We start from the raw sequence: 18,861 nt of genomic DNA, 5'->3' as shown, positions 1-18,861 counted from the left end.
AGCAAGGATCTGGTTCCGTCATCAGATGATCCAGAACCTAGCAGCTAACCGCATCATTGAACAACAGGTCCTAAACAGGAATTCCAATGAAGTTTTTCATCGATACCGCTGACATCGACGCAATCCGCGAACTGGCCATGTCCGGCCTCGTGGACGGTGTCACCACCAACCCCTCGCTGGTAGCAAAGTCTGGCCGACCGTTTCTCGAACTGATCAAGGAAATTTGTGAAGTTGTCGACGGCCCGGTCAGCGCAGAAGTTGCTGCGACCGATTACGAAACCATGGTTGCCGAAGGCCGCAAGCTTGCCAAGATCGCCGCCAATGTCGTCGTCAAGCTGCCGCTGACCGCGGATGGTCTCAAGGCTTGCCGTACCTTCACCGACGAAGGCATTCAGACCAACGTGACGCTGTGCTTCTCGGTTGGTCAGGCCATTCTGGCTGCCAAAGCCGGTGCGACCTATGTTTCGCCGTTCGTTGGCCGTCTGGACGACATTTCCTCTGACGGCATGCAGCTGATTGCCGACATCGTTGATGTTTATGGCAACTACCCTAACTGGACCACCGAAGTGCTTGTTGCTTCGGCACGTGGCCCGCAGCATGTTGTCGACTCGGCCCGTCTCGGTGCTGACGTTGTCACCATCCCGCCCCAGGTTCTGGGTCAGCTGACCAAACACCCGCTGACCGACAAAGGCCTTGAAGCCTTCCTGGCCGATTGGGAAAAAACCGGCCAGTCGATCCTGTAATTTTGGATCGCTGATCGCGACAGACATTTAGGGGCCAAACTGATTCACATGACCGCCCCGGCAACTGATATGAGAGAAAAAACAAGGAAAAGCCCGCAGATCGGGGTGATCCCCGGTCAAGGGATTTGACGCAGAGGCTTTCTCTCATAGCAGTTGTCCTTCGGATCACCTGGATTTGCACGGGCTATTTTGTCGCAAAGCCTTGAAAGATATAGATCTTCCGGCGACTTTGCTCCGCATATCCGCACAAATCCGGGAGACCGGGACGATTATGTGAATCAGTTTGGCCCCTAAAAACCCGCATCGCGTGCGGTTTTTAACATGCATTTAACCCGGCAGCCCGCATTGTGGCAGCCGGGTTTTTTGTTTCTCACTTTTCAAGCCGGAACCGATGGAAAAGACAGCTTTGCGCGCCGATGATGTCGCGGACTACCTTGCCGAACATCCCGAATTCTTCACTACGCGCCCGGACTTGCTTGAAAGTCTTGATCTGCCGATGCGCGAACTGGGCAATGGCGTTGCCGACATGCAGCAATATGTCGTCGCCCGGCTGCGCGATGAACGCGAAAAGCTGCGCGGGGCCACCAGCGAGCTGATCAACATTTCCAAATCCAACCTCGAAACCCAAAGCCGCATTCACCGTGCGGTTCTGGCACTGCTTAATGCACGCGGGTTTGAAACCTTTGTCGAGGCGTTGCAAGACCTTGTCCCTGAACTACTCGATCTTGATGCCATCGCGCTGTGTTTCGAGGAATGCAATGAGGCGCCAGTGCCCAGTTGTGATGGCCGGGTCCGTCGCCTGGTTGCTGGTGCGGTTGATCAGGTTCTTGGCGAAGAACAGGATGTCTGGCTTCTGCCTGACGATGCGGGGGATGAGGCGATCTTTGGCCCGAAGGCGTCCGATATCCGCTCTGCCGCGATTGTGCGTCTGGCACCGTTTTATGGGGATCCGGTCGGGCTTGTTGCCTTTGGGGTCAAGGAGCCTGATTATTTCAGCCCGGCACAGGCCAATGACCTGATCATGTTCCTGGCTTCTGTCATCGAGTTTGGTGTGCGCCGATGGTTGACCCAAACGGTCTGACCGCCATCACTCTGCCCCAGGATGTGCGCGACGCCATTGCCGACTGGCGTGGCTGGCTTGCCGATGAGCGCCGCGCATCCGAGCACACCACGGAAAACTATCTGGCCGATCTTTATGCCTTTCTGGGGTTTGTCAAAGACCATCTTGGCGATACCCCGACGCTCCGCGATTTGCTGCGTCTGAACCCGCGCGATTTTCGAAGCTGGCTGGCCCGGCGCAGCATGGATGGCATGGCCAAAACCTCTACCGCGCGGGCGCTTTCAAGCTTGCGCAATTTCTATCGCTTCCTTGAACGATCCGGACGCGGACAAAATGCTGCCGTGCAGTCGATCCGCAACCCGCGCCTGCCGCAATCAACACCCAAGCCGCTCGCCCCCGATGACGCAATGGCGGTGCTTGAAAATGCCGATGCCTGGCAGGATGAACCCTGGCTTGGCAAACGTAACCTTGCGCTTTTTACCCTGCTTTATGGCTGCGGATTGCGTATTTCCGAGGCGCTGGATTTAAACGCCAATCAACGCCCGACCGGGGATTCGATGGTGATCACGGGTAAGGGCAACAAGCAGCGCCTTGTCCCGGTTCTGCCCATCGTGCGGGACGCGATCGAGGATTATATCCACAGCTGCCCGTTTGCACCCAATGGCGATGATCCATTGTTCCTTGGTGCGCGCGGTAAACGCCTTGTCGCACAGGTCGCCCAACGCGAAATGCGCAAGGTGCGCGGACTTTTAAAGCTGCCCGATACGGCCACCCCGCATGCGCTGCGCCATTCCTTTGCGACGCATCTTTTGGCCGGGGGCGGTGATTTGCGCACCATTCAGGATCTGCTCGGCCACGCATCGCTATCAACGACGCAGCGCTATACCGCGGTTGATACCGAACAATTGATGGCGGTCTATCACGGCACCCATCCGCGTGCCCGGCGCTGATGCTCCCCGGAACCGCTTTGCCTGGCCGCGCGTTAAAACCAGATACGTCGCCCTTTTTGTCCCACAAGAAGAAACAGAAGCCTCATGAAGCTCTTTCGATCCCGCCGCTTTGATGCCAGCCATCGCCACCGCCAGATTTACAGCGCGTATGAGATCGCCTATTCGGCTGTCGACCTTCTGGCTGCTGTGCTGTTCATTGTCGGAAGCTTCCTGTTTCTCGATGACGCAACGGTCAAGGCCGGGACGTGGATGTTTATCATCGGATCGGTGTTCTTTGCCGCCCGCCCTGCCGTGCGCCTTGCACGTGAACTGCATCTGGCTGGACTGGGCGAAGGGGATGAGGAAGACGATACTGAAACCTCGCCGGCGGCCACCGGTTCCGGTTCCTGATCCTCATTTGAGAAAATTTCAGTTCCTTGCGATCACTGTTCGCCCTTAGACTGCTTGCAAATAACCGAAATCCCCGGAGGAAATCCATGATTCTGCGTTCGAGTGGTCCGTCGCCGTTTGGCCGGAAAGTTAAAATCGCTGCCAAGATGCTTGGCATTTATGACCAGTTGTCAGTCGAAATGTCGAACACCAACGACCCGGCAGATACCCTGCGCCAGCAAAACCCGCTGGGTAAAATTCCGATCCTGATCCTTGATGATGGCCGCAAGATTTTCGATAGCCGTGTGATCTGTGAATATCTTGATGCACAAGTCGATGGCACCACCCTGCATCCGACCGAAAGCGATGCCCGCTGGGAAGCATTGACCTTGCAGGCGCTTGGTGATGGCATTGTCGATGCATCGATCCTGCAGGTTTATGAAACCCGCATGCGCCCGGAAGACAAACGCCATGACGACTGGCTGTCCTATCAGGCCGACAAGGTCAAACGGTCGCTGGATCATCTGAGTGCCAATGCACCGTCCCTTGAAGGGGATTTGACAATTGGCCATGTCGCGATTGCCTGTGCCCTGGGGTATCTTGATCTGCGCTTTGAGGGCAAATGGCGCGAAAGCTATTCCCCGCTGGTCACTTGGCTTGAAACCTTTGATGCGCGTGTGCCGGCCTTTGAGGCCACCAGATTTGTCGCCTGATATTGCAGTCTTTAAATCACGTGCCTATCCACGAAAAAACAACCCGGAGCCTTTTATACAATGTCCCGACTGAACAGCGTCATCCGCCGCCTGCAAGCCCAACGCGATTGCCTGAATGCGGCCGCCGAAATGATCAAGGATCAGGACGGCATCGTGCTTGAAGTCGGGCTTGGCAACGGGCGCACCTTCGACCATCTGCGCGAAATCATGCCGGACCGCGAGATTTTCGTCTTTGATCGTCAGATTGCCGCCCACCCAAAATGCATCCCCGATGACGACCACCTGTTCCTTGGCGACATCTTTGAAACCCTGCCCAAGGCGGTCGAGCGTTTCAAAGGCAAGGTGGCACTCGTGCATTCCGATGTTGGCACCGGGGATGAGGAGCTGAACGCCAAGATCGCATCCTTCATCGGGTCGACCCTGCCGCCGGCATTGATGAAGGGTGCGATTGTCGCATCCGATCAGAAAATCGATGTTCCGGGCACAATTGCCGAGCCACTCCCGGAAGGCGTTCCAAAAGATCGCTATTTCTTCCGCCGGTATCAGGGCTAATATCCTGCCCTGCATCGGTTCTGTGCCTTTTTGGGCGGAACAAATTTTAGCATCTTAGGAAATCGTGCCGTGGCCACCGCAAACGCCCCCTCCCCCAGTGGAAGTCAATTGTCCGAAGCACAGGACTTTCTGGCCAATTACCCCGATGTCGAAGCCATCGACATCATCCTGACCGACTTTCACGGGATTGGCCGGGGCAAGACGATCCGGCGTCATGAACTCGAAAGCATCTATAAATCCGGGCGCGGTCTGCCAAGCTCGATCTTCGGGCAGGATGTCAGTGGTGAGGATGTTGATGATTGCGGCCTTGTGCAAACCGGTGGCGGCGGGGATTGCCGCTGCTGGCCGGTGCCGGGCACGCTGGGTTATCTGCCCCATACCGGCCGCGGGCAGCTTCTGATTGCCATGTATGAAGAAGACGGCGCACCGCATGACGTTGACCCGCGCAATGTGTTTGGCGCACAGGTCAAACGTGCCGAGAAGCTTGGCTTCTATCCGATGGGTGCGTTCGAGCTTGAATTTTATCTGGTCGATCAGGCGCCAGATGCCCAGGGGCTTTATCACCCGGCCTCCTATGCCATCACCAAACGGCGCAGCAAATTGCGCAACACCATGTCCGTCGATGAGATTGACGAGATGTCGCCGCTTTTTGATGCGGTCTATGACGGGGCGAAGCATCTTGACCTGACGCTGGAAACCCTGATTTCGGAATATGGTCCGGGCCAGTATGAAATGACCATCCGCTACCGCGATCTGATGCGGGCGGCCGATGACGTCATTATCGCCAAACGCCTGATCCGCACGGTCGCACGGCGCTTTGGCAAGGAAGCGGTGTTTATGCCCAAGCCATTTGGCAATGAAGCCGGATCCGGCATGCATTTGCACCTGTCACTTGCCGGCCCGGATGGCAATAACCTGTTTGCTGATCAGGCAGACGGATCGTTAAGCCCGCTTATGCTGCATGCAATCGGCGGCATTCGCGGCACGATTGGCGAAACCATGCTGCTCCTCGCCCCGTTCATGAATTCCTGGCGGCGCTTTGCATCGGCGATGTATTCACCGGCCTCCGATGACTGGGGTGTTGAAAACCGCACTGTGGCGCTCCGCGTACCCGGCACGCCTGGCAAAACCCGCCATTTCGAACACCGTATTGCCGGTGTCGATGCCAACCCGTACCTGGTCGCGGCCGTAACCCTTGGGGCCGCCCTTGACGGCATCGAAGGCAAAATCGATCCGGGCAAACCGTGCGAAGATGAAATCGGCGAAGCAAAGGCCCCCAACGACCTGCCGCGTCATTGGCTGGATGCGATTGATCAGTTCGGTGCATCCGAATTCAACAAACGAACCCTTGGCGACCGCTTCCATACGGCCTTTACCAAAATCAAGCAAGCCGAATACGAACAGATGGCGCTCAAGGTGTCTGCGGCAGAGTGGGACTATTACGGGTTTTCCGTTTGATCGCTGATCACCGCACGTGACCGCAGCACTATCAAAATAAAACGACATCGGCCCTGCGGGAGATCCAGCAGGGCCGATGTCGTTTATGATAGCAGTGTCATCAGTAGGTCAGATCCAGACCCAGGAAATTGCTGAGCGCAAGCGTGATGCCACCGACAACCAGAAGCGCGAGCACGAAAAGGCCGGTGACCTTGGCGCTGGCGCGCAGGACGGCTTGCCTGCCGTACTTTTGGCCCTGGTCGTAATGCCATTTGATGGCGAAGAACATCGCGATAAGCAGTGCGGCGGCTTTGAACGTGCCAAAGGCAATCGGGACCCAATCCATATTCAAGACTCTCAATATATATTCGTTATGCGCCTTATGCTCCGATCTGGGGCCCCGCGCATATTTCTTATTCTACAAGGCAGGTATGTAACAGCCGGATAAAAACAGCGAAACCGCGTGTCCGAACGCGCATTTCATCGTCAATCCGTTACGTAATCCGGGCCAAACATAGAATTGCTCAAAGGTAGCAGCACTGAGATTTATCAATCAGATGTGCTGTTGTTGACGCAAGGCTGCCTTGCTTTGTCGCCCAATTCCTTGCCATCCCTGCCCAATGGCGATATTCAGGTCTCAAACTGTCATTAACTTGCGATGCCGGGGCCCGCGCATTATCTCCGGCTTGCAAACAGGCGAGATGAGACGACGCCATGAATGAAATGATCACCATTGCCGAGGCCTCGGCCGACGCAATGTCGGAAATGCAGATTGATCCCACCCTTGATCTGGAAGCTGAGATTCAGCGCCTGAAAAAGGAAAAGAATGCGATCATTCTGGCCCATTACTATCAGGATGGGGAAATTCAGGACCTTGCCGACTTTGTCGGTGATAGCCTTGATCTGTCGCGCAAGGCAGCAGCAACCGATGCCGATGTCATCGTGTTCTGCGGCGTGCGCTTCATGGCCGAAGTTGCCAAAATCCTCAGCCCGAATAAAACCGTTCTGCTGCCGGACTCCAAGGCAGGGTGCTCGCTCGAAGATTCCTGTCAGCCAGAACCGTTCCGCAAGTTCCGCGAACAGCATCCTGATCACGTATCGATCACCTATATCAACTGCTCGGCCGAGGTGAAGGCAGCGTCCGATATTATTGTGACCTCGTCCAATGCGGCCGAGATTATTGATCAGATCCCGGCCGATCAGCCGATCCTGTGGGCGCCGGACCGCCATCTTGGGTCCTATCTTGCCAAGAAGACCGGCCGTGACATGACGCTGTGGAACGGGTCGTGCATCGTGCATGAGCAGTTCTCCGAGCGTGAGCTGATCCGGCTTAAAACCCAGAACCCGGATGCCAAGATCGCAGCACACCCGGAATGCCATGACGGTATTCTGAAACATGCCGATCACATTGGTTCGACACGTGCGATTCTGGAATATGTGATCAACGGTCCGGATCAGAAATACCTGATCGCGACCGAGCCGCACATCATCCACCAGATGGAAAAGGCCGCCCCGCAGAAGGAATTCATTCCAGTACCGGGTGCCGACGGATCATGCGCGTGCAACAACTGCCCGTTCATGGAGCTCAATACGCTTGAGAAGCTCTATCTGTGTCTGGTCAATAACGGTCCGCAGATCGTCATGCCCGAGGACCTGCGCGTTGCAGCGGTCAAGCCGCTGGAGCGCATGCTGGAAATGTCAAAGAATATTCCAGTCAAAAAAGACGACGCAGCCTAAGCCGACCAAACTCACAGCCCCGCCAATCTTGCGGGGCTGTTTGCCATCCCCCATCAGAATTCAAAGCAGCCCACCATCATGACCGTCCTTACCCAAGCCGAAATCACGGAATTCATTGACCGCGCCTTTGCCGAGGATATCGGCACCGGCGACATCACATCTGACAATGTCATTCCCGCCGATGCGCGGCTGCGCGTTGCGCTTGAAACCCGCGAGGATATCGTAGTCGCCGGCCTTGATATTGCGCTTGAATGCTTCCGCAAACTGGTCCCGGATGCGAAAATCGAAAAACGCTGCGAAGACGGCGATGCGATCAAGGCCAAGGATGTGATGGCGGTGGTTGAGGGCAATGCACGCGGCATTCTGACGGCTGAGCGTACAGCGCTTAATACCCTGCAGCATCTTTCGGGCATTGCCACCACAACGCGGACCTATGTCGCGGCGATGGGCGATACAACGGCAAAGCTTCTTGATACCCGCAAGACCTTGCCCGGTTGGCGCAAGATGGAAAAATACGCCACCCGCATGGGGGGTGCACAGAACCACCGCATGGGGCTTTATGACGGGGTGATGATCAAGGACAACCATATCGGTGTTGTCGGATCGATCACCAAATGTGTCGAAGCGGCACGTACCGCCAACCTGCCCAAGATCGAGGTCGAATGCGACACGCTTGATCAGGTGCGTGAGGCCGCAGATGCCGGGGCAGATATCATTCTGCTTGATAATATGGGGCCGGAGATGTTGCACGCAGCGGTTGCAATTGTCGCCGGTCGCTGCAAGACTGAAGCATCCGGGGGTGTCAACCTTCAGACCATCGGTGCGATTGCCGCAACCGGGGTCGATTATGTTTCCGTCGGGCGGATTACCCAATCCGCACCGGCCGTTGATATCGGACTTGATGTTGCAGTCCTGTGAGGCCGCATGCGTGAAAGCAGTCAAAGCACCACAGACCCAGCCCTTATCAAGGTGATCGAAACCGCCAACTGGATTTTGCGCGACGGCGAAAACATCCTGTCAGTCAGAAGCCACGGTCGTGACCGGTTCTATCTTCCCGGCGGCAAGATTGATCCGGGTGAAACCGCGCGCGAAGCCATCAAACGCGAAATCAATGAAGAACTCGGTGTAGACCTTGTGCCCGGTACCTTGCGCCGACTGGGGACCTTTGCCGGACAGGGCCATAACCAGCCCGACGGATCGGTTGTCCGGATGACCTGCTTTACCGGCGATTATTCCGGCACCCTTGCCCCGGCAAGCGAGATCGCAGAACTCAGGTGGCTCTCACCGCGTGAACGCCATCTGATGGCCCCGATGGGTCAAAAAATCACCGCCGCCCTGTTTGATATTTGATCCCCTTTCAACGCCACTCACCCAACAGGCAGCCTATTTCACCCGTATCACCCCTCCCAATGTTCACTTTATGTTCTAAATTCTTTGTGATAATAATGCCGTGCAACTCGGCATCAAAGGATCGACACATGACGCAGGACAAAGGGGCACTGCTTCGTGCACTTCACGAAGAGCCCGGTGCATTTATTATTCCCAATCCATGGGATATCGGAACAGCCAGAATTCTTGCAGCACTTGGCTTTCGCGCCTTGGCAACGACCAGTGCAGGCATGGCATTTTCTCTGGGCGTTGCCGAGGGCAAAACATCACCCGAAAATACATTCAAGCATTGCGAGGCAATGGTTTCTGCCACACCACTTCCCGTGACGGCCGATCTTGAAAAAGGGATGGGCGATAGTCCGGAAAGCGCGGCGAAAACAATTTCGGCCGCGGCATCGATCGGCCTAGCTGGCTGTTCGCTTGAAGATCACACAGGGGATCGGGAAAAACCGATCTATGATTTCTCGCTTGCCGTTGAACGCATCCAGGCTGCCGCCGAAGCACAATCAGCCCTGCCCCATGATTTTGTCCTTACCGCACGATGTGAGAATTTTTTGTGGGGACGTCCTGATCTTGACGAGACGATCAAGCGCCTTCAGGCATTTGAAGAGGCAGGTGCTGATGTTCTTTATGCGCCGGGTCTATATGATCTTGATACAATCCGCACTGTTTGCACGTCGCTGAGCAAACCGGTGAATGTTGTTATGGGCATGCCTGGAAAAACGTTCAGTCTGGCCGAGTTGGCCGAGGCTGGCGCAAAAAGGATCAGCGTCGGGTCCGCACTTGCCCGCCTTGCCTACGGCGCCTTTGTCAATGCATCGCGTGAAATGATCGACACCGGAACATTCGGGTTTTCCGATCAGGCCATGGGTTTTGCCGAGCTTGAAGAGTTTTTCACCGCATAAAGAACGCAACGCCCGGTCACGAAGGCGCAACACGTTAATCCTGTGAGCAAACCCAAGCAGCCCCCCCCCCGGCACAAGCATGGCCAACGAGCCGAGAACATCTCTTAGCGCGGCGCATCCCCGTCCGGACTACCGCCCGCATCGGGAATTTCACGGCCCGACGCATCGCGATCACGCGAAACATCCTTCGCCGCAGACGGCGGTGCCGCCTTTTGATCCGCCCCGCTGTCATCTGAGTCAGAGGACGTTTCGTCGGTTTTATTTTCCGAGGTGTTGTCTGACTTCGGTTCGATTTCAGTGATCTGTTGCGGTGCGCCCCTTCCGGCATCACGGATGGCATCGGTCAGTTTGTCGATATCGCGCAGGTTAAGGTCGCGCTGCGGGAATGGAATTTCGATACCTTCATCGCGGAAACGCTGCACCAGTTCAAAGCGGATTGAACTGGCAACCGCAATCACATCACCAATATCGCGCAGGAAATAGCGCAGTTCAAAATCAAGCGAGCTGGCCCCGAAATCCATGAACACCACCTGCGGTGCCGGATAGGTCAGAATTTCACGGCGCTTGTCCGCCATTTCAAACAGGATCTCGCGGACCTTTTCGATATCCGCACCATATGAAACCCCGATCTTGATGATGCCACGGCCAGAGCGTTCCTTAAGCGTCCAGTTCAGAACCCGGTTTGAAATCAGCTCGGAGTTCGGAATAACAACCGAAGAGCGGTCAAAGGTTTCAATCTCGGTCGCACGGACCCGGATGTCTTTGACAAAGCCCTGATCGGCCCCGACCACGATCCAGTCCCCCACCTTGATCGGGCGTTCGACCAAAAGGATCAGGCCCGAGACAAAGTTGTTCACGATGCTTTGCATGCCAAAACCGATACCAACCGAAATGGCACCGGCGATGATCGCAAGGTTGGACAGATCAAGCCCGGCAGCAGAGACCGCCAACAGAATGGCAAGGCAAATCCCGGCATAGCCAAAGATCGCCGAGACGGAATGTTGCAGTCCCTGATCAAGCTTGGTGTTGGGCAGAACGCGCGTGCTCAGCATCCGCTGGAAGAAGCGCATCGCGGCCAGCACGATGACAAACATCAGGGCGGCCAGCAGGATGGAGCGCAACGAGAAATGAATGCCACCAACCTGAATGCCGATAAAGGCCTGCTGAACGGCCAGAATAAGATCGGCCCAGGCAATATCGGTAAAGATCATAACTGCGACCGGCACGGCGATGGAAAACATCACCACATCGATCAGAACCCGCAGCCAGAAATATAACGTGCCATGCACAGCATCACTGACATTGCTGTCCTCGCTGCTTTCCGGGCGCACCAGATAGGTGTGCATAAGTGCACGGCTATAGGCGCGCAGTAGCCAGTAGCAGGTCAGAAACGCCAGCGCCATCATCAGGTTTTCAAGAATGAAACGGGCCAGCGCAACATAGCCAGCCGCCATCAGGACCGGCATCAGAATCGCAATGAGTTTCAGACCCCGGCGCGACCGGCGTTCGATCTTGGACCAGACTTCGTGGCGATCCTGTTCGTCATGTTGCCAGAACATCCCGAGAGAGGAGACAAACAGCAAAACCGAAATGACCAGAACGTTCGAGATGCTTTGCACAAGCGCGATATCAAGCGACGTGCCCAGCGTGGTCGCCCCCTGCAGCAACACCATGTCGCAGGCAAAAATCACTGCGACGGCCAGCGAACAGAAGCCGACAACCCTTGCACCTTGCGGTGTTGTGCCTGAGCGGCGCAATGAAGGGGCAAAGGGCGAGTGCACACTGCGTACCGCAGCGCCGACAAACAACAGGAACAGCGCAGCCGCAAAGCATTGATGAACTAAGTCCCCCATTGGACCGCTGAGTAGCGCGTCACGCGATTCAAGCATGCCATAGGCGATCAGAAGGGCAATGCCCGGCACCAGCGCGGTAAACAGGAACCGCGTGCCGGATATAAGCGACACTCGGTCCTCGTCAGGGACACTGTTCCAGCGCGCGGGGATATAGCGCAGCACGACCACCTCGCCACCGATCAGGGCCGCAAGGACAATCACCGCCAAAAGAACCAGTCCCGGTGCCACCTCCGACAGTTGGTCGGCGACCTCCCCTTCAAGTTCAAGATTGGCATAACGGGCCCGCACCATGTTGGGCAGTTGAACAATTTCGCCCCAGGCATCAAACCAAACAACCGGATCAAGCGGCACATCAACCCGACCAAGGATGCGGCGGGTAAAGCGTTCGCGCGCCAAACCAGCCAACTGATCGGACAGTTCACTGGCGCGGAAATTCGTCAGTTCAAGCTGCTTGATCACGCCGCTGACGCGCGCGATGTCCTGATCAATACGTTCGCGTTCGCGTGCAACTTCGGGAACTTCTTCTTCGCCCTCGGCCGGGGCTTCGCCCAGCTTGCCAAGGGCAGCTTCAAAGCGCTGCAGGCGATCATTGGCGCGCCCGCGCAGGTCATTGATGGCAAGCTGGATGGTTTCAACCTGATCACGGCCATCTGCGATCACGCGCCCGGTGACTTCTTCGCCGGAAATCGACTCTTCAAGTTCATCAAGGGTGGCTTCCCAGTCCGAGATGCGGTTCTGGGCATTTTCCAGTTCGATCTTTTGAACAGGTTCGGGCCGCTGTTCGCTGGGTTGGGCCGACAAACCGAAAGAAGCCGTCATTGCAAACAAAGCGACTGCAAGACCTGCGATGACCTGACGAACTGATGTCATTCCTGATGATCCATGATGATGCCGAGCCAATACCCAGCTTCAATTTCTTGAGCGTTTTTCGCGTTTTGTAAACAGGTTGGCTTGATACTTGTTCACAATGCCAAAGCCTACACTGAGAACAATAACGAATCATCTAACGTTTCGTTCCCGTGCGATGACGCGTTGAGAATAACCCCGTTCCTGACCTGTGCGCACACAGTCAGCCAAGGAGCCCGCGATGAGCAAAACCGCGCTGATCAATGCTTTTGAAATTGCCCCGAATGGCACGGCCACGCCCATCGGTTGGGATGTCCTGCAAACCGGCCTGCCGGAGGTGAGCGAGGGCAATTACCTTTGGGTGCATCTCGACTGGATGGGGGACGGTGTGCGCGACTGGCTGATCAATGTGGCCGGGCTTGATGCCACCATCACCGATACACTTTCCACGCGCGGCACGCGCCCGGCGGTGTTTTTCTATGACCCGGGCTATTCGCTTAATCTGCGCGGGGTGAACCTGAATGCCCAGAATGATCCGGCTGACATGATTTCGGTGCGTTTCTGGGTCACGGGTAACATGGTGATCACGCTGCGCAATCAGCCGCTTCGGGCATTTGATGACATGCGCGCCGCCATTGCCGAGGGCAAAGCGCCCAACAGCATTGATGACTTTGTCCTGACGGTTGCCGAACGGCTTGCTTACCGGGTTGAGAATGTCGTGCGCGACATGGAAGACGCGGTCGAAGTGATCGAGGATGATCAGGAAACCGTGGCCGAGGGCAAGACGCTGGCATTGCGCAAACGCGGATCGGATATCCGCCACATGTTATCGCGCCTGCGCCGTCATCTGGGACCGCAACGTGATGCGCTGGCAAATTTTGTCGAACAGAAGCCGGCCTGGTCGGACAAACGGTTCAAGCGCCGCGCCCGTGCCCTGACCGACAAGACCGTCCGCCTGGTCGAGGAATTCGATTCACTGCGCGAACGCCTTCAGATCGTTAATGAGAACCTGATGGCCATGGAAAGCGAACAGATGAACCGCACCATGTATTGGCTGACAGTCATTGCCGGACTGTTCTTGCCGATCAGTTTTGTCACCGGGCTTCTGGGCATCAATGTTGGCGGTGTACCCGCCACTGACAGCCCGTATGGCTTCCTTGGGGTGTCGATCATACTGGCCGTCATAACCGCGTTTGAAATCTGGCTGTTTAAAAAGATGCGCCTGATCTGATAGCTGCAATGCAAAGCACCTTGTTGCAATGCGATGCACGTTGGCGCTATGACAAAGCCACGACGTTGATTTCTTTCACTGCATTCGAGATTTGTTGATGACCGACGGCCCGCTTTCCCGTTATCGCGCGAAAATCACCGCTGGTGAGCTGTCCCACGATCCGATGCAGGAATTGTGCGCCGAGAAGCTGCAAAGCCTGAAACATGCGCTCGACCATTACGAACCGGCCACCGGCACTGGCGGCTGGCGCGAACGGTTTGGCCTGACCCGGCGTCGCGAAGAGCCCACCCCGCCGCTTGGGCTTTATATCTATGGCGAAGTCGGGCGTGGCAAATCGATGTTGATGGATCTGTTTTATGAAACCATCGACATTGAAAAAAAGCGTCGCGTGCATTTCCATGACTTCATGCAGGACGTGCATGACCGCATGCACCGCTATCGCCAGACCAAGAAAAAAGACGATGCCGATCCGATACCGCCCATTGCCAAGGACCTCGCAGAGGATGCGTGGTTGCTGTGCTTTGACGAGATGCAGGTAACCGACATCACCGACGCGATGATCCTGGGCCGTCTGTTTGAGCAGCTGTTTGATCATGGGGTGGTGATTGTCACGACGTCGAACCGTGTGCCCGATGACCTCTATAAGGATGGTCTACAGCGCCAGAACTTCCTGCCCTTTATCGACATGATCAAGCAGAAGCTTGATGTGCTCGAACTGGCAAGCCCCACCGATTACCGCATGCGCAACCTGACGGCTGCCGAGGTCTTCCTGTATCCGACAACCCGCGAAGAAGCGTCAGCGCGGATTGATGAAATGTTTGCCACCCTGACCGAAGGAGCACGCGTCGCGCCTGACAGCCTGACGATCAAGGGCCGCAAAATCGAAATCGCTGCTGCCGGCGCCGGTGTTGCCAAATTCACCTTTGACGAGCTGTGCACGCGCCCGCTGGGTCCGGGGGACTACATCGCGCTCGCGACCCATTTCCATACCATCGTCATTGATTTCATTCCGAAATTGCCGGACTCCCGACGTGACTGGGCCAAACGGTTCGGCACTTTGGTCGATGCGATGTATGAGCACAAAACCAAACTGATCTGTGCCATTGAATGTGACCCGAGCGAGATTTACACCGACGGCGACTATTCCTTTGAATTCCAGCGCACGGTGTCGCGCATGACCGAAATGCGCAGTCAGGAATATCTCGATATGGCGCATCTGACCTGATCGCACCTGATCGCGGATCGGGCCGCAAATTCCGCCAATCAACGGGCAGATCAGACCTATTTTGTCGGACGCGCGCAAAGCGTGCGTCGATCAGTGTAAAACGACTCCAAAACAGCCATTTTAAAACCATCGCAATTATTCGCCATATGAGCGCTTATCATCGGGTGTTTCTTGCGTATGACGCAGGGGAAACGCAGCTTCACGCAAAATTCGTCATATAGCGGTTTTCACGCCCCCGAGCTGACCGCATGGCTGATGGCTGTTTTGCGCATTGCTGCGTTGGTGTAATCGGGTTCATACGCTCGAATTCGCAGCAAAGGCGCGGACTGCCTTTCATTTAGGCAGGCCGCAATCGTAAACCAGCTTTGGTTTTGCTGCACATTCGCCCGCCTTCGCACCTGCAACGTGAATGGTTTTTAAGCGTTTAGACGTTAGTTGCAATAAACCCCGAAGCGGCGGTTTTCCTCGTAAAAACAGTGGGGTTTCCCCTTGTCATTCGTGCCGATTCAGTTTACGACACTCGATGTTTACGAACGATTATTTCGCGTTCGCAGGTTTAAATTTTCAATCGCGCTCCCAAGTTGAGTTTCGACCCCCAGGAAGCGCAATAGGGAAGAAGGTAACGGAATGGCCCGCAACAAGATCGCGCTCGTCGGCGCCGGCAATATTGGTGGCACCCTTGCTCACCTCGTCGGTCTGAAAGAGCTTGGCGACGTCGTCCTTTTCGACATCGTTGATGGCATGCCACAGGGCAAGTCGCTTGACATTGCTGAATCCTCCCCCGTCGACATGTTTGATGCCGACCTCAAGGGTACCAGTGACTACAAAGACATCGCAGGCGCTGATGTCGTCATCGTAACTGCCGGTGTTGCTCGCAAGCCGGGCATGAGCCGCGATGACCTGATTGGTATCAACACCAAAGTCATGACCCAGGTTGGTCAGGGCATCAAGGAACACGCTCCTGACGCCTTCGTCATCGTCATTACCAACCCGCTTGATGCGATGGTCTGGGTAATGCAGCAGGCAACCGGCTTCGATCCGAAGAAAGTTGTCGGCATGGCTGGCGTTCTGGACTCGGCCCGTTTCCGTTACTTCCTCGCAGAAGAATTCAACGTCTCGGTCAAAGACGTTACCGCCTTTGTTCTGGGCGGCCACGGCGACACCATGGTCCCGTCGATCCGTTATTCGACCGTTGCCGGTATCCCGGTTCCGGATCTGATCAAAATGGGCTGGACCACGCAGGAAAAAATCGACCAGATCGTTCAGCGCACCCGTGACGGTGGCGCAGAGATCGTCGGCCTGCTGAAAAACGGTTCTGCTTTCTACGCCCCGGCTGCTTCGGCAATCGCGATGGCGGAAAGCTACCTCAAAGACCAGAAGCGCGTCATGCCGGTTGCTGCTTACCTGAGCGGCGAATACGGTGTTGACGGTCTTTATGTTGGCGTCCCGGTTGTTCTGGGCGCTGGCGGTGTAGAACGCATCGTCGAGATCAATCTTGACGAGTCCGAAAAGGCAAACTTCGATAATTCCGTGAATGCAGTTCGCGGCCTTGTCGATGCTGCCAAGGGCATGCTCTAAAGAACGCGAAACGGGCTGGTCATTGACCGGCCCGTTTTTCAATCATTGTTGTTTTTCAAACTTCAATGATCGCGGGCCTCGTAACAAAGTCCCTCCCGCTCGTTAAGGGACATTGAAATCCAGATTTCTGACCCACCGGAAATCGTACGGAAGGCAAGAAAGCGACCGAACATGAATATTCATGAGTACCAGGCGAAAGAAATTCTTCGCAAATACGGTGTGACCGTGCCGAACGGCAAGGTTGCATACACCGCTCAGGAAGCCATCGAAGCTGCCCAGTCCCAGGCTGGCCCGGTTTACGTGGTAAAGTCCCAGATCCATGCAGGTGGCCGCGGTAAAGGCACCTTCAAGGAAGCCAAAGCAGGTGACAAGGGCGGCGTTCGCGTCGTCAAGAGCCCGGAAGAAGTCGGCGAGAACGCTGAACAGATGCTCGGCTCCACCCTGGTTACCCACCAGACCGGCCCGGACGGCAAAGAAGTCAAACGCGTTTACATCGAAGAAGGCTGCGACATCGCACGCGAACTGTATCTTTCGGTTCTCGTTGATCGCGCAACTTCGCGTGTGATCTTCATGGCGTCGACCGAAGGCGGCATGGACATCGAAGAAGTTGCTGCAGCAACCCCGGAAAAGATTGTCACCGTTGACATCGATCCGGCTGCCGGCTTCTCGGGCTTCCACGGTCGTAAACTGGCGTTTGCACTTGGCCTTGAAGGCAAGCAGGTTTCCAAAGCTGTCAAATTCATGTCGGCGATGTACCAGTGCTTCCTCGATAGCGATGCTGCCATGGTTGAAATCAACCCGCTGGTCGTCACCGGCGAAGGCGACATCATCGCGCTTGATTGCAAAATGAACTTCGACGACAACGCGCTGTTCCGCCATGCGGACATCGAAGAGCTGCGCGACGAAGACGAAGAAAATCCGGCCGAACTCGAAGCTGCAAAACACAGCCTCAACTACATCAAGCTCGATGGCACCATCGGCTGCATGGTCAACGGCGCAGGCCTTGCCATGGCAACCATGGACATCATCAAGCTGTATGGCGGCGAACCGGCCAACTTCCTTGACGTTGGTGGCGGTGCAACCAAAGAACGCGTGACCACTGCTTTCAAACTGATCCTGTCGGATCCGAATGTTGAAGGCATCCTGGTCAACATCTTTGGCGGTATCATGCGTTGTGACGTGATCGCAGACGGCGTTGTGGCAGCAGCCCGCGAAGTCAGCCTGAACGTCCCGTTGGTCGTTCGCCTTGAAGGTACCAATGTCGAACTTGGCAAGAAGATCCTCGAAGAATCGGGTCTGCCGATTGTTTCGGCTGACAACCTTGCCGATGCCGCCGAAAAGGTGGTCAAAGCTGTGAAGGAGGCCGCGTAACTATGGCTGTTCTCGTCGATAAAAACACCAAAGTTATCTGCCAGGGTTTCACTGGTTCGCAGGGTACGTTCCACAGCGAACAGGCACTGGCATACGGCACCAAAATGGTTGGCGGTGTAACCCCGGGTAAAGGCGGCACCAAGCACCTTGACCTGCCGGTTTTCAACACTGTTGATGAAGCGGTTCACACCACCGGTGCGAATGCCTCGGTCATCTATGTTCCGCCGCCCTTCGCAGCAGACGCAATCCTTGAAGCCATCGACGCCAAAGTCGAACTGGCTGTCTGCATCACCGAAGGTATTCCGGTTGCTGACATGGTCCGCGTCAAGCGCGCGCTCGACGGTTCGTCGACCCGCCTGATCGGACCGAACTGCCCGGGTATCATTACCCCGGACGAATGCAAGATCGGCATCATGCCGGGTCACATTCACCGCCGCGGTAAAATCGGTATCGTTTCGCGTTCCGGTACGCTCACCTACGAAGCAGTTGCACAGACCACGGCCGCTGGCCTGGGTCAGTCGACCTGTATCGGTATCGGCGGTGACCCGGTCAACGGCACCAACTTCATCGATTGCCTCGACCTGTTCCTGAAGGATCCGGAAACCGAAGGCATCATCATGATCGGTGAAATCGGTGGTTCGGCTGAAGAAGAAGCATGTGAATTCCTGCAGGCTTCGTCGGTCAAGAAACCGGTTGCTGGCTTCATCGCCGGTGTTACCGCACCTCCGGGTAAACGCATGGGCCATGCCGGTGCGATCATCTCGGGCGGTAAAGGTACCGCGGATGCCAAAATGGAAGCCATGCGCAGCGCTGGCGTGCTGGTTGCCGATTCCCCGGCAAGCCTCGGCTCGACCATGCTGAAGGCTTTGAAGGGCTAATCTGGGTAGTCAGAGGAAAGGCAA

Annotated in this window: 18 protein-coding genes; 16 read left to right on the top strand and 2 right to left on the bottom strand. The window is 56.0% G+C overall.

The genetic code is table 11. The features are described from left to right. Window positions 1–86: 86 nt before the first annotated feature. From fsa to ACXAF0_RS04280, 7 genes are all read left to right on the top strand, one after another. Window positions 87–743, top strand: a complete 657-nt coding sequence (fsa, locus tag ACXAF0_RS04310) for a fructose-6-phosphate aldolase (RefSeq protein WP_475344085.1) — start codon at window positions 87–89, stop codon at window positions 741–743. A gap of 391 nt (window positions 744–1,134) precedes the next feature. Beyond that, entirely contained in the window at window positions 1,135–1,824 is a 690-nt protein-coding gene (locus ACXAF0_RS04305) for a DUF484 family protein (RefSeq protein WP_044827252.1), read from the top strand. Further along, the gene (locus tag ACXAF0_RS04300) at window positions 1,803–2,753 is read left to right on the top strand and encodes a tyrosine recombinase XerC (RefSeq protein ID WP_475344079.1); all 951 of its coding nucleotides are present in this window, start codon (window positions 1,803–1,805) and stop codon (window positions 2,751–2,753) included. Before ACXAF0_RS04305 ends, ACXAF0_RS04300 begins: the two co-directional genes overlap by 22 nt. 84 nt (window positions 2,754–2,837) lie before the next feature. Next, a complete protein-coding gene (locus ACXAF0_RS04295) occupies window positions 2,838–3,143 on the top strand; it encodes a YrhK family protein (RefSeq protein ID WP_475344077.1) in 306 nt (101 codons plus the stop codon). An 86-nt stretch (window positions 3,144–3,229) separates the two neighbouring features. Continuing rightward, complete coding sequence (locus ACXAF0_RS04290) at window positions 3,230–3,835, top strand: glutathione S-transferase (RefSeq protein WP_475344075.1); 606 nt, start codon at window positions 3,230–3,232, stop codon at window positions 3,833–3,835. 60 nt (window positions 3,836–3,895) lie between these two features. Beyond that, window positions 3,896–4,387, top strand: a complete 492-nt coding sequence (locus ACXAF0_RS04285; RefSeq protein ID WP_475344071.1) for a class I SAM-dependent methyltransferase — start codon at window positions 3,896–3,898, stop codon at window positions 4,385–4,387. Between the two features lie 69 nt (window positions 4,388–4,456). Next, window positions 4,457–5,845, top strand: coding sequence for a glutamine synthetase family protein (locus ACXAF0_RS04280; RefSeq protein WP_475344069.1), 1,389 nt, complete (start codon window positions 4,457–4,459; stop codon window positions 5,843–5,845). Window positions 5,846–5,945: 100 nt separating this feature from the next. Here ACXAF0_RS04280 and ACXAF0_RS04275 read toward each other — a convergent pair whose 3' ends face one another. Next, window positions 5,946–6,170 (bottom strand): hypothetical protein, encoded by a 225-nt coding sequence (locus tag ACXAF0_RS04275; RefSeq protein ID WP_475344067.1) that lies wholly within the window; start codon window positions 6,168–6,170, stop codon window positions 5,946–5,948. Between the two features lie 368 nt (window positions 6,171–6,538). On the opposite strand from ACXAF0_RS04275, the gene nadA reads away from it, so the two are divergent. The 4 genes from nadA (at window position 6,539) to ACXAF0_RS04255 (ending at window position 9,855) form a co-directional block, all read left to right on the top strand. Beyond that, window positions 6,539–7,561 (top strand): quinolinate synthase NadA, encoded by a 1,023-nt coding sequence (nadA, locus tag ACXAF0_RS04270; RefSeq protein WP_475344065.1) that lies wholly within the window; start codon window positions 6,539–6,541, stop codon window positions 7,559–7,561. Between the two features lie 78 nt (window positions 7,562–7,639). Next, window positions 7,640–8,479 (top strand): carboxylating nicotinate-nucleotide diphosphorylase, encoded by an 840-nt coding sequence (gene nadC, locus ACXAF0_RS04265; RefSeq protein WP_475344061.1) that lies wholly within the window; start codon window positions 7,640–7,642, stop codon window positions 8,477–8,479. A gap of 6 nt (window positions 8,480–8,485) precedes the next feature. Beyond that, on the top strand, window positions 8,486–8,911 hold the full coding sequence (locus ACXAF0_RS04260; RefSeq protein ID WP_475344059.1) for an NUDIX hydrolase: 426 nt from the start codon (window positions 8,486–8,488) through the stop codon (window positions 8,909–8,911). Between the two features lie 128 nt (window positions 8,912–9,039). Beyond that, a complete protein-coding gene (locus tag ACXAF0_RS04255) occupies window positions 9,040–9,855 on the top strand; it encodes an isocitrate lyase/PEP mutase family protein (RefSeq protein WP_475344058.1) in 816 nt (271 codons plus the stop codon). Between the two features lie 104 nt (window positions 9,856–9,959). Here ACXAF0_RS04255 and ACXAF0_RS04250 read toward each other — a convergent pair whose 3' ends face one another. Continuing rightward, window positions 9,960–12,578, bottom strand: a complete 2,619-nt coding sequence (locus ACXAF0_RS04250; protein WP_475344055.1) for a DUF3772 domain-containing protein — start codon at window positions 12,576–12,578, stop codon at window positions 9,960–9,962. A gap of 217 nt (window positions 12,579–12,795) precedes the next feature. On the opposite strand from ACXAF0_RS04250, the gene ACXAF0_RS04245 reads away from it, so the two are divergent. The 5 genes from ACXAF0_RS04245 (at window position 12,796) to sucD (ending at window position 18,837) form a co-directional block, all read left to right on the top strand. Then, on the top strand, window positions 12,796–13,785 hold the full coding sequence (locus tag ACXAF0_RS04245; RefSeq protein WP_475344053.1) for a CorA family divalent cation transporter: 990 nt from the start codon (window positions 12,796–12,798) through the stop codon (window positions 13,783–13,785). A 97-nt stretch (window positions 13,786–13,882) separates the two neighbouring features. Continuing rightward, window positions 13,883–15,010, top strand: a complete 1,128-nt coding sequence (gene zapE, locus ACXAF0_RS04240) for a cell division protein ZapE (protein WP_475344052.1) — start codon at window positions 13,883–13,885, stop codon at window positions 15,008–15,010. Between the two features lie 627 nt (window positions 15,011–15,637). Then, window positions 15,638–16,588: a malate dehydrogenase gene (gene mdh / locus ACXAF0_RS04235; protein WP_475344050.1), complete on the top strand. Its 951-nt coding sequence runs from the start codon at window positions 15,638–15,640 to the stop codon at window positions 16,586–16,588. Between the two features lie 141 nt (window positions 16,589–16,729). Next, the gene (gene sucC / locus ACXAF0_RS04230) at window positions 16,730–17,959 is read left to right on the top strand and encodes an ADP-forming succinate--CoA ligase subunit beta (protein WP_475346221.1); all 1,230 of its coding nucleotides are present in this window, start codon (window positions 16,730–16,732) and stop codon (window positions 17,957–17,959) included. Window positions 17,960–17,961: 2 nt separating this feature from the next. Continuing rightward, on the top strand, window positions 17,962–18,837 hold the full coding sequence (gene sucD / locus ACXAF0_RS04225; protein ID WP_167723089.1) for a succinate--CoA ligase subunit alpha: 876 nt from the start codon (window positions 17,962–17,964) through the stop codon (window positions 18,835–18,837). Window positions 18,838–18,861 lie beyond the last annotated feature (24 nt).

Source organism: Thalassospira sp. ABD4_177, from assembly GCF_056160125.1.
Note: the sequence above shows the minus strand (reverse complement) of the source record. Positions and strands in the feature narration are given on the sequence as shown.

What these genes read in the sequence shown, in the direction of transcription:
- ACXAF0_RS04295 (WP_475344077.1), top strand. Translation starts at nt 2,838, where the DNA reads ATGAAGCTCTTTCGATCCCGCCGCTTTGATGCCAGCCATCGCCACCGC.
- ACXAF0_RS04305 (WP_044827252.1), top strand. Translation starts at nt 1,135, where the DNA reads ATGGAAAAGACAGCTTTGCGCGCCGATGATGTCGCGGACTACCTTGCC.
- mdh (WP_475344050.1), top strand. Translation starts at nt 15,638, where the DNA reads ATGGCCCGCAACAAGATCGCGCTCGTCGGCGCCGGCAATATTGGTGGC.
- ACXAF0_RS04285 (WP_475344071.1), top strand. Translation starts at nt 3,896, where the DNA reads ATGTCCCGACTGAACAGCGTCATCCGCCGCCTGCAAGCCCAACGCGAT.
- nadC (WP_475344061.1), top strand. Translation starts at nt 7,640, where the DNA reads ATGACCGTCCTTACCCAAGCCGAAATCACGGAATTCATTGACCGCGCC.
- ACXAF0_RS04275 (WP_475344067.1), bottom strand. Translation starts at nt 6,170, where the DNA reads ATGGATTGGGTCCCGATTGCCTTTGGCACGTTCAAAGCCGCCGCACTG.
- nadA (WP_475344065.1), top strand. Translation starts at nt 6,539, where the DNA reads ATGAATGAAATGATCACCATTGCCGAGGCCTCGGCCGACGCAATGTCG.
- fsa (WP_475344085.1), top strand. Translation starts at nt 87, where the DNA reads ATGAAGTTTTTCATCGATACCGCTGACATCGACGCAATCCGCGAACTG.
- zapE (WP_475344052.1), top strand. Translation starts at nt 13,883, where the DNA reads ATGACCGACGGCCCGCTTTCCCGTTATCGCGCGAAAATCACCGCTGGT.
- ACXAF0_RS04245 (WP_475344053.1), top strand. Translation starts at nt 12,796, where the DNA reads ATGAGCAAAACCGCGCTGATCAATGCTTTTGAAATTGCCCCGAATGGC.
- sucD (WP_167723089.1), top strand. Translation starts at nt 17,962, where the DNA reads ATGGCTGTTCTCGTCGATAAAAACACCAAAGTTATCTGCCAGGGTTTC.
- ACXAF0_RS04290 (WP_475344075.1), top strand. Translation starts at nt 3,230, where the DNA reads ATGATTCTGCGTTCGAGTGGTCCGTCGCCGTTTGGCCGGAAAGTTAAA.
- ACXAF0_RS04300 (WP_475344079.1), top strand. Translation starts at nt 1,803, where the DNA reads ATGGTTGACCCAAACGGTCTGACCGCCATCACTCTGCCCCAGGATGTG.
- ACXAF0_RS04250 (WP_475344055.1), bottom strand. Translation starts at nt 12,578, where the DNA reads ATGACATCAGTTCGTCAGGTCATCGCAGGTCTTGCAGTCGCTTTGTTT.
- ACXAF0_RS04260 (WP_475344059.1), top strand. Translation starts at nt 8,486, where the DNA reads ATGCGTGAAAGCAGTCAAAGCACCACAGACCCAGCCCTTATCAAGGTG.
- ACXAF0_RS04255 (WP_475344058.1), top strand. Translation starts at nt 9,040, where the DNA reads ATGACGCAGGACAAAGGGGCACTGCTTCGTGCACTTCACGAAGAGCCC.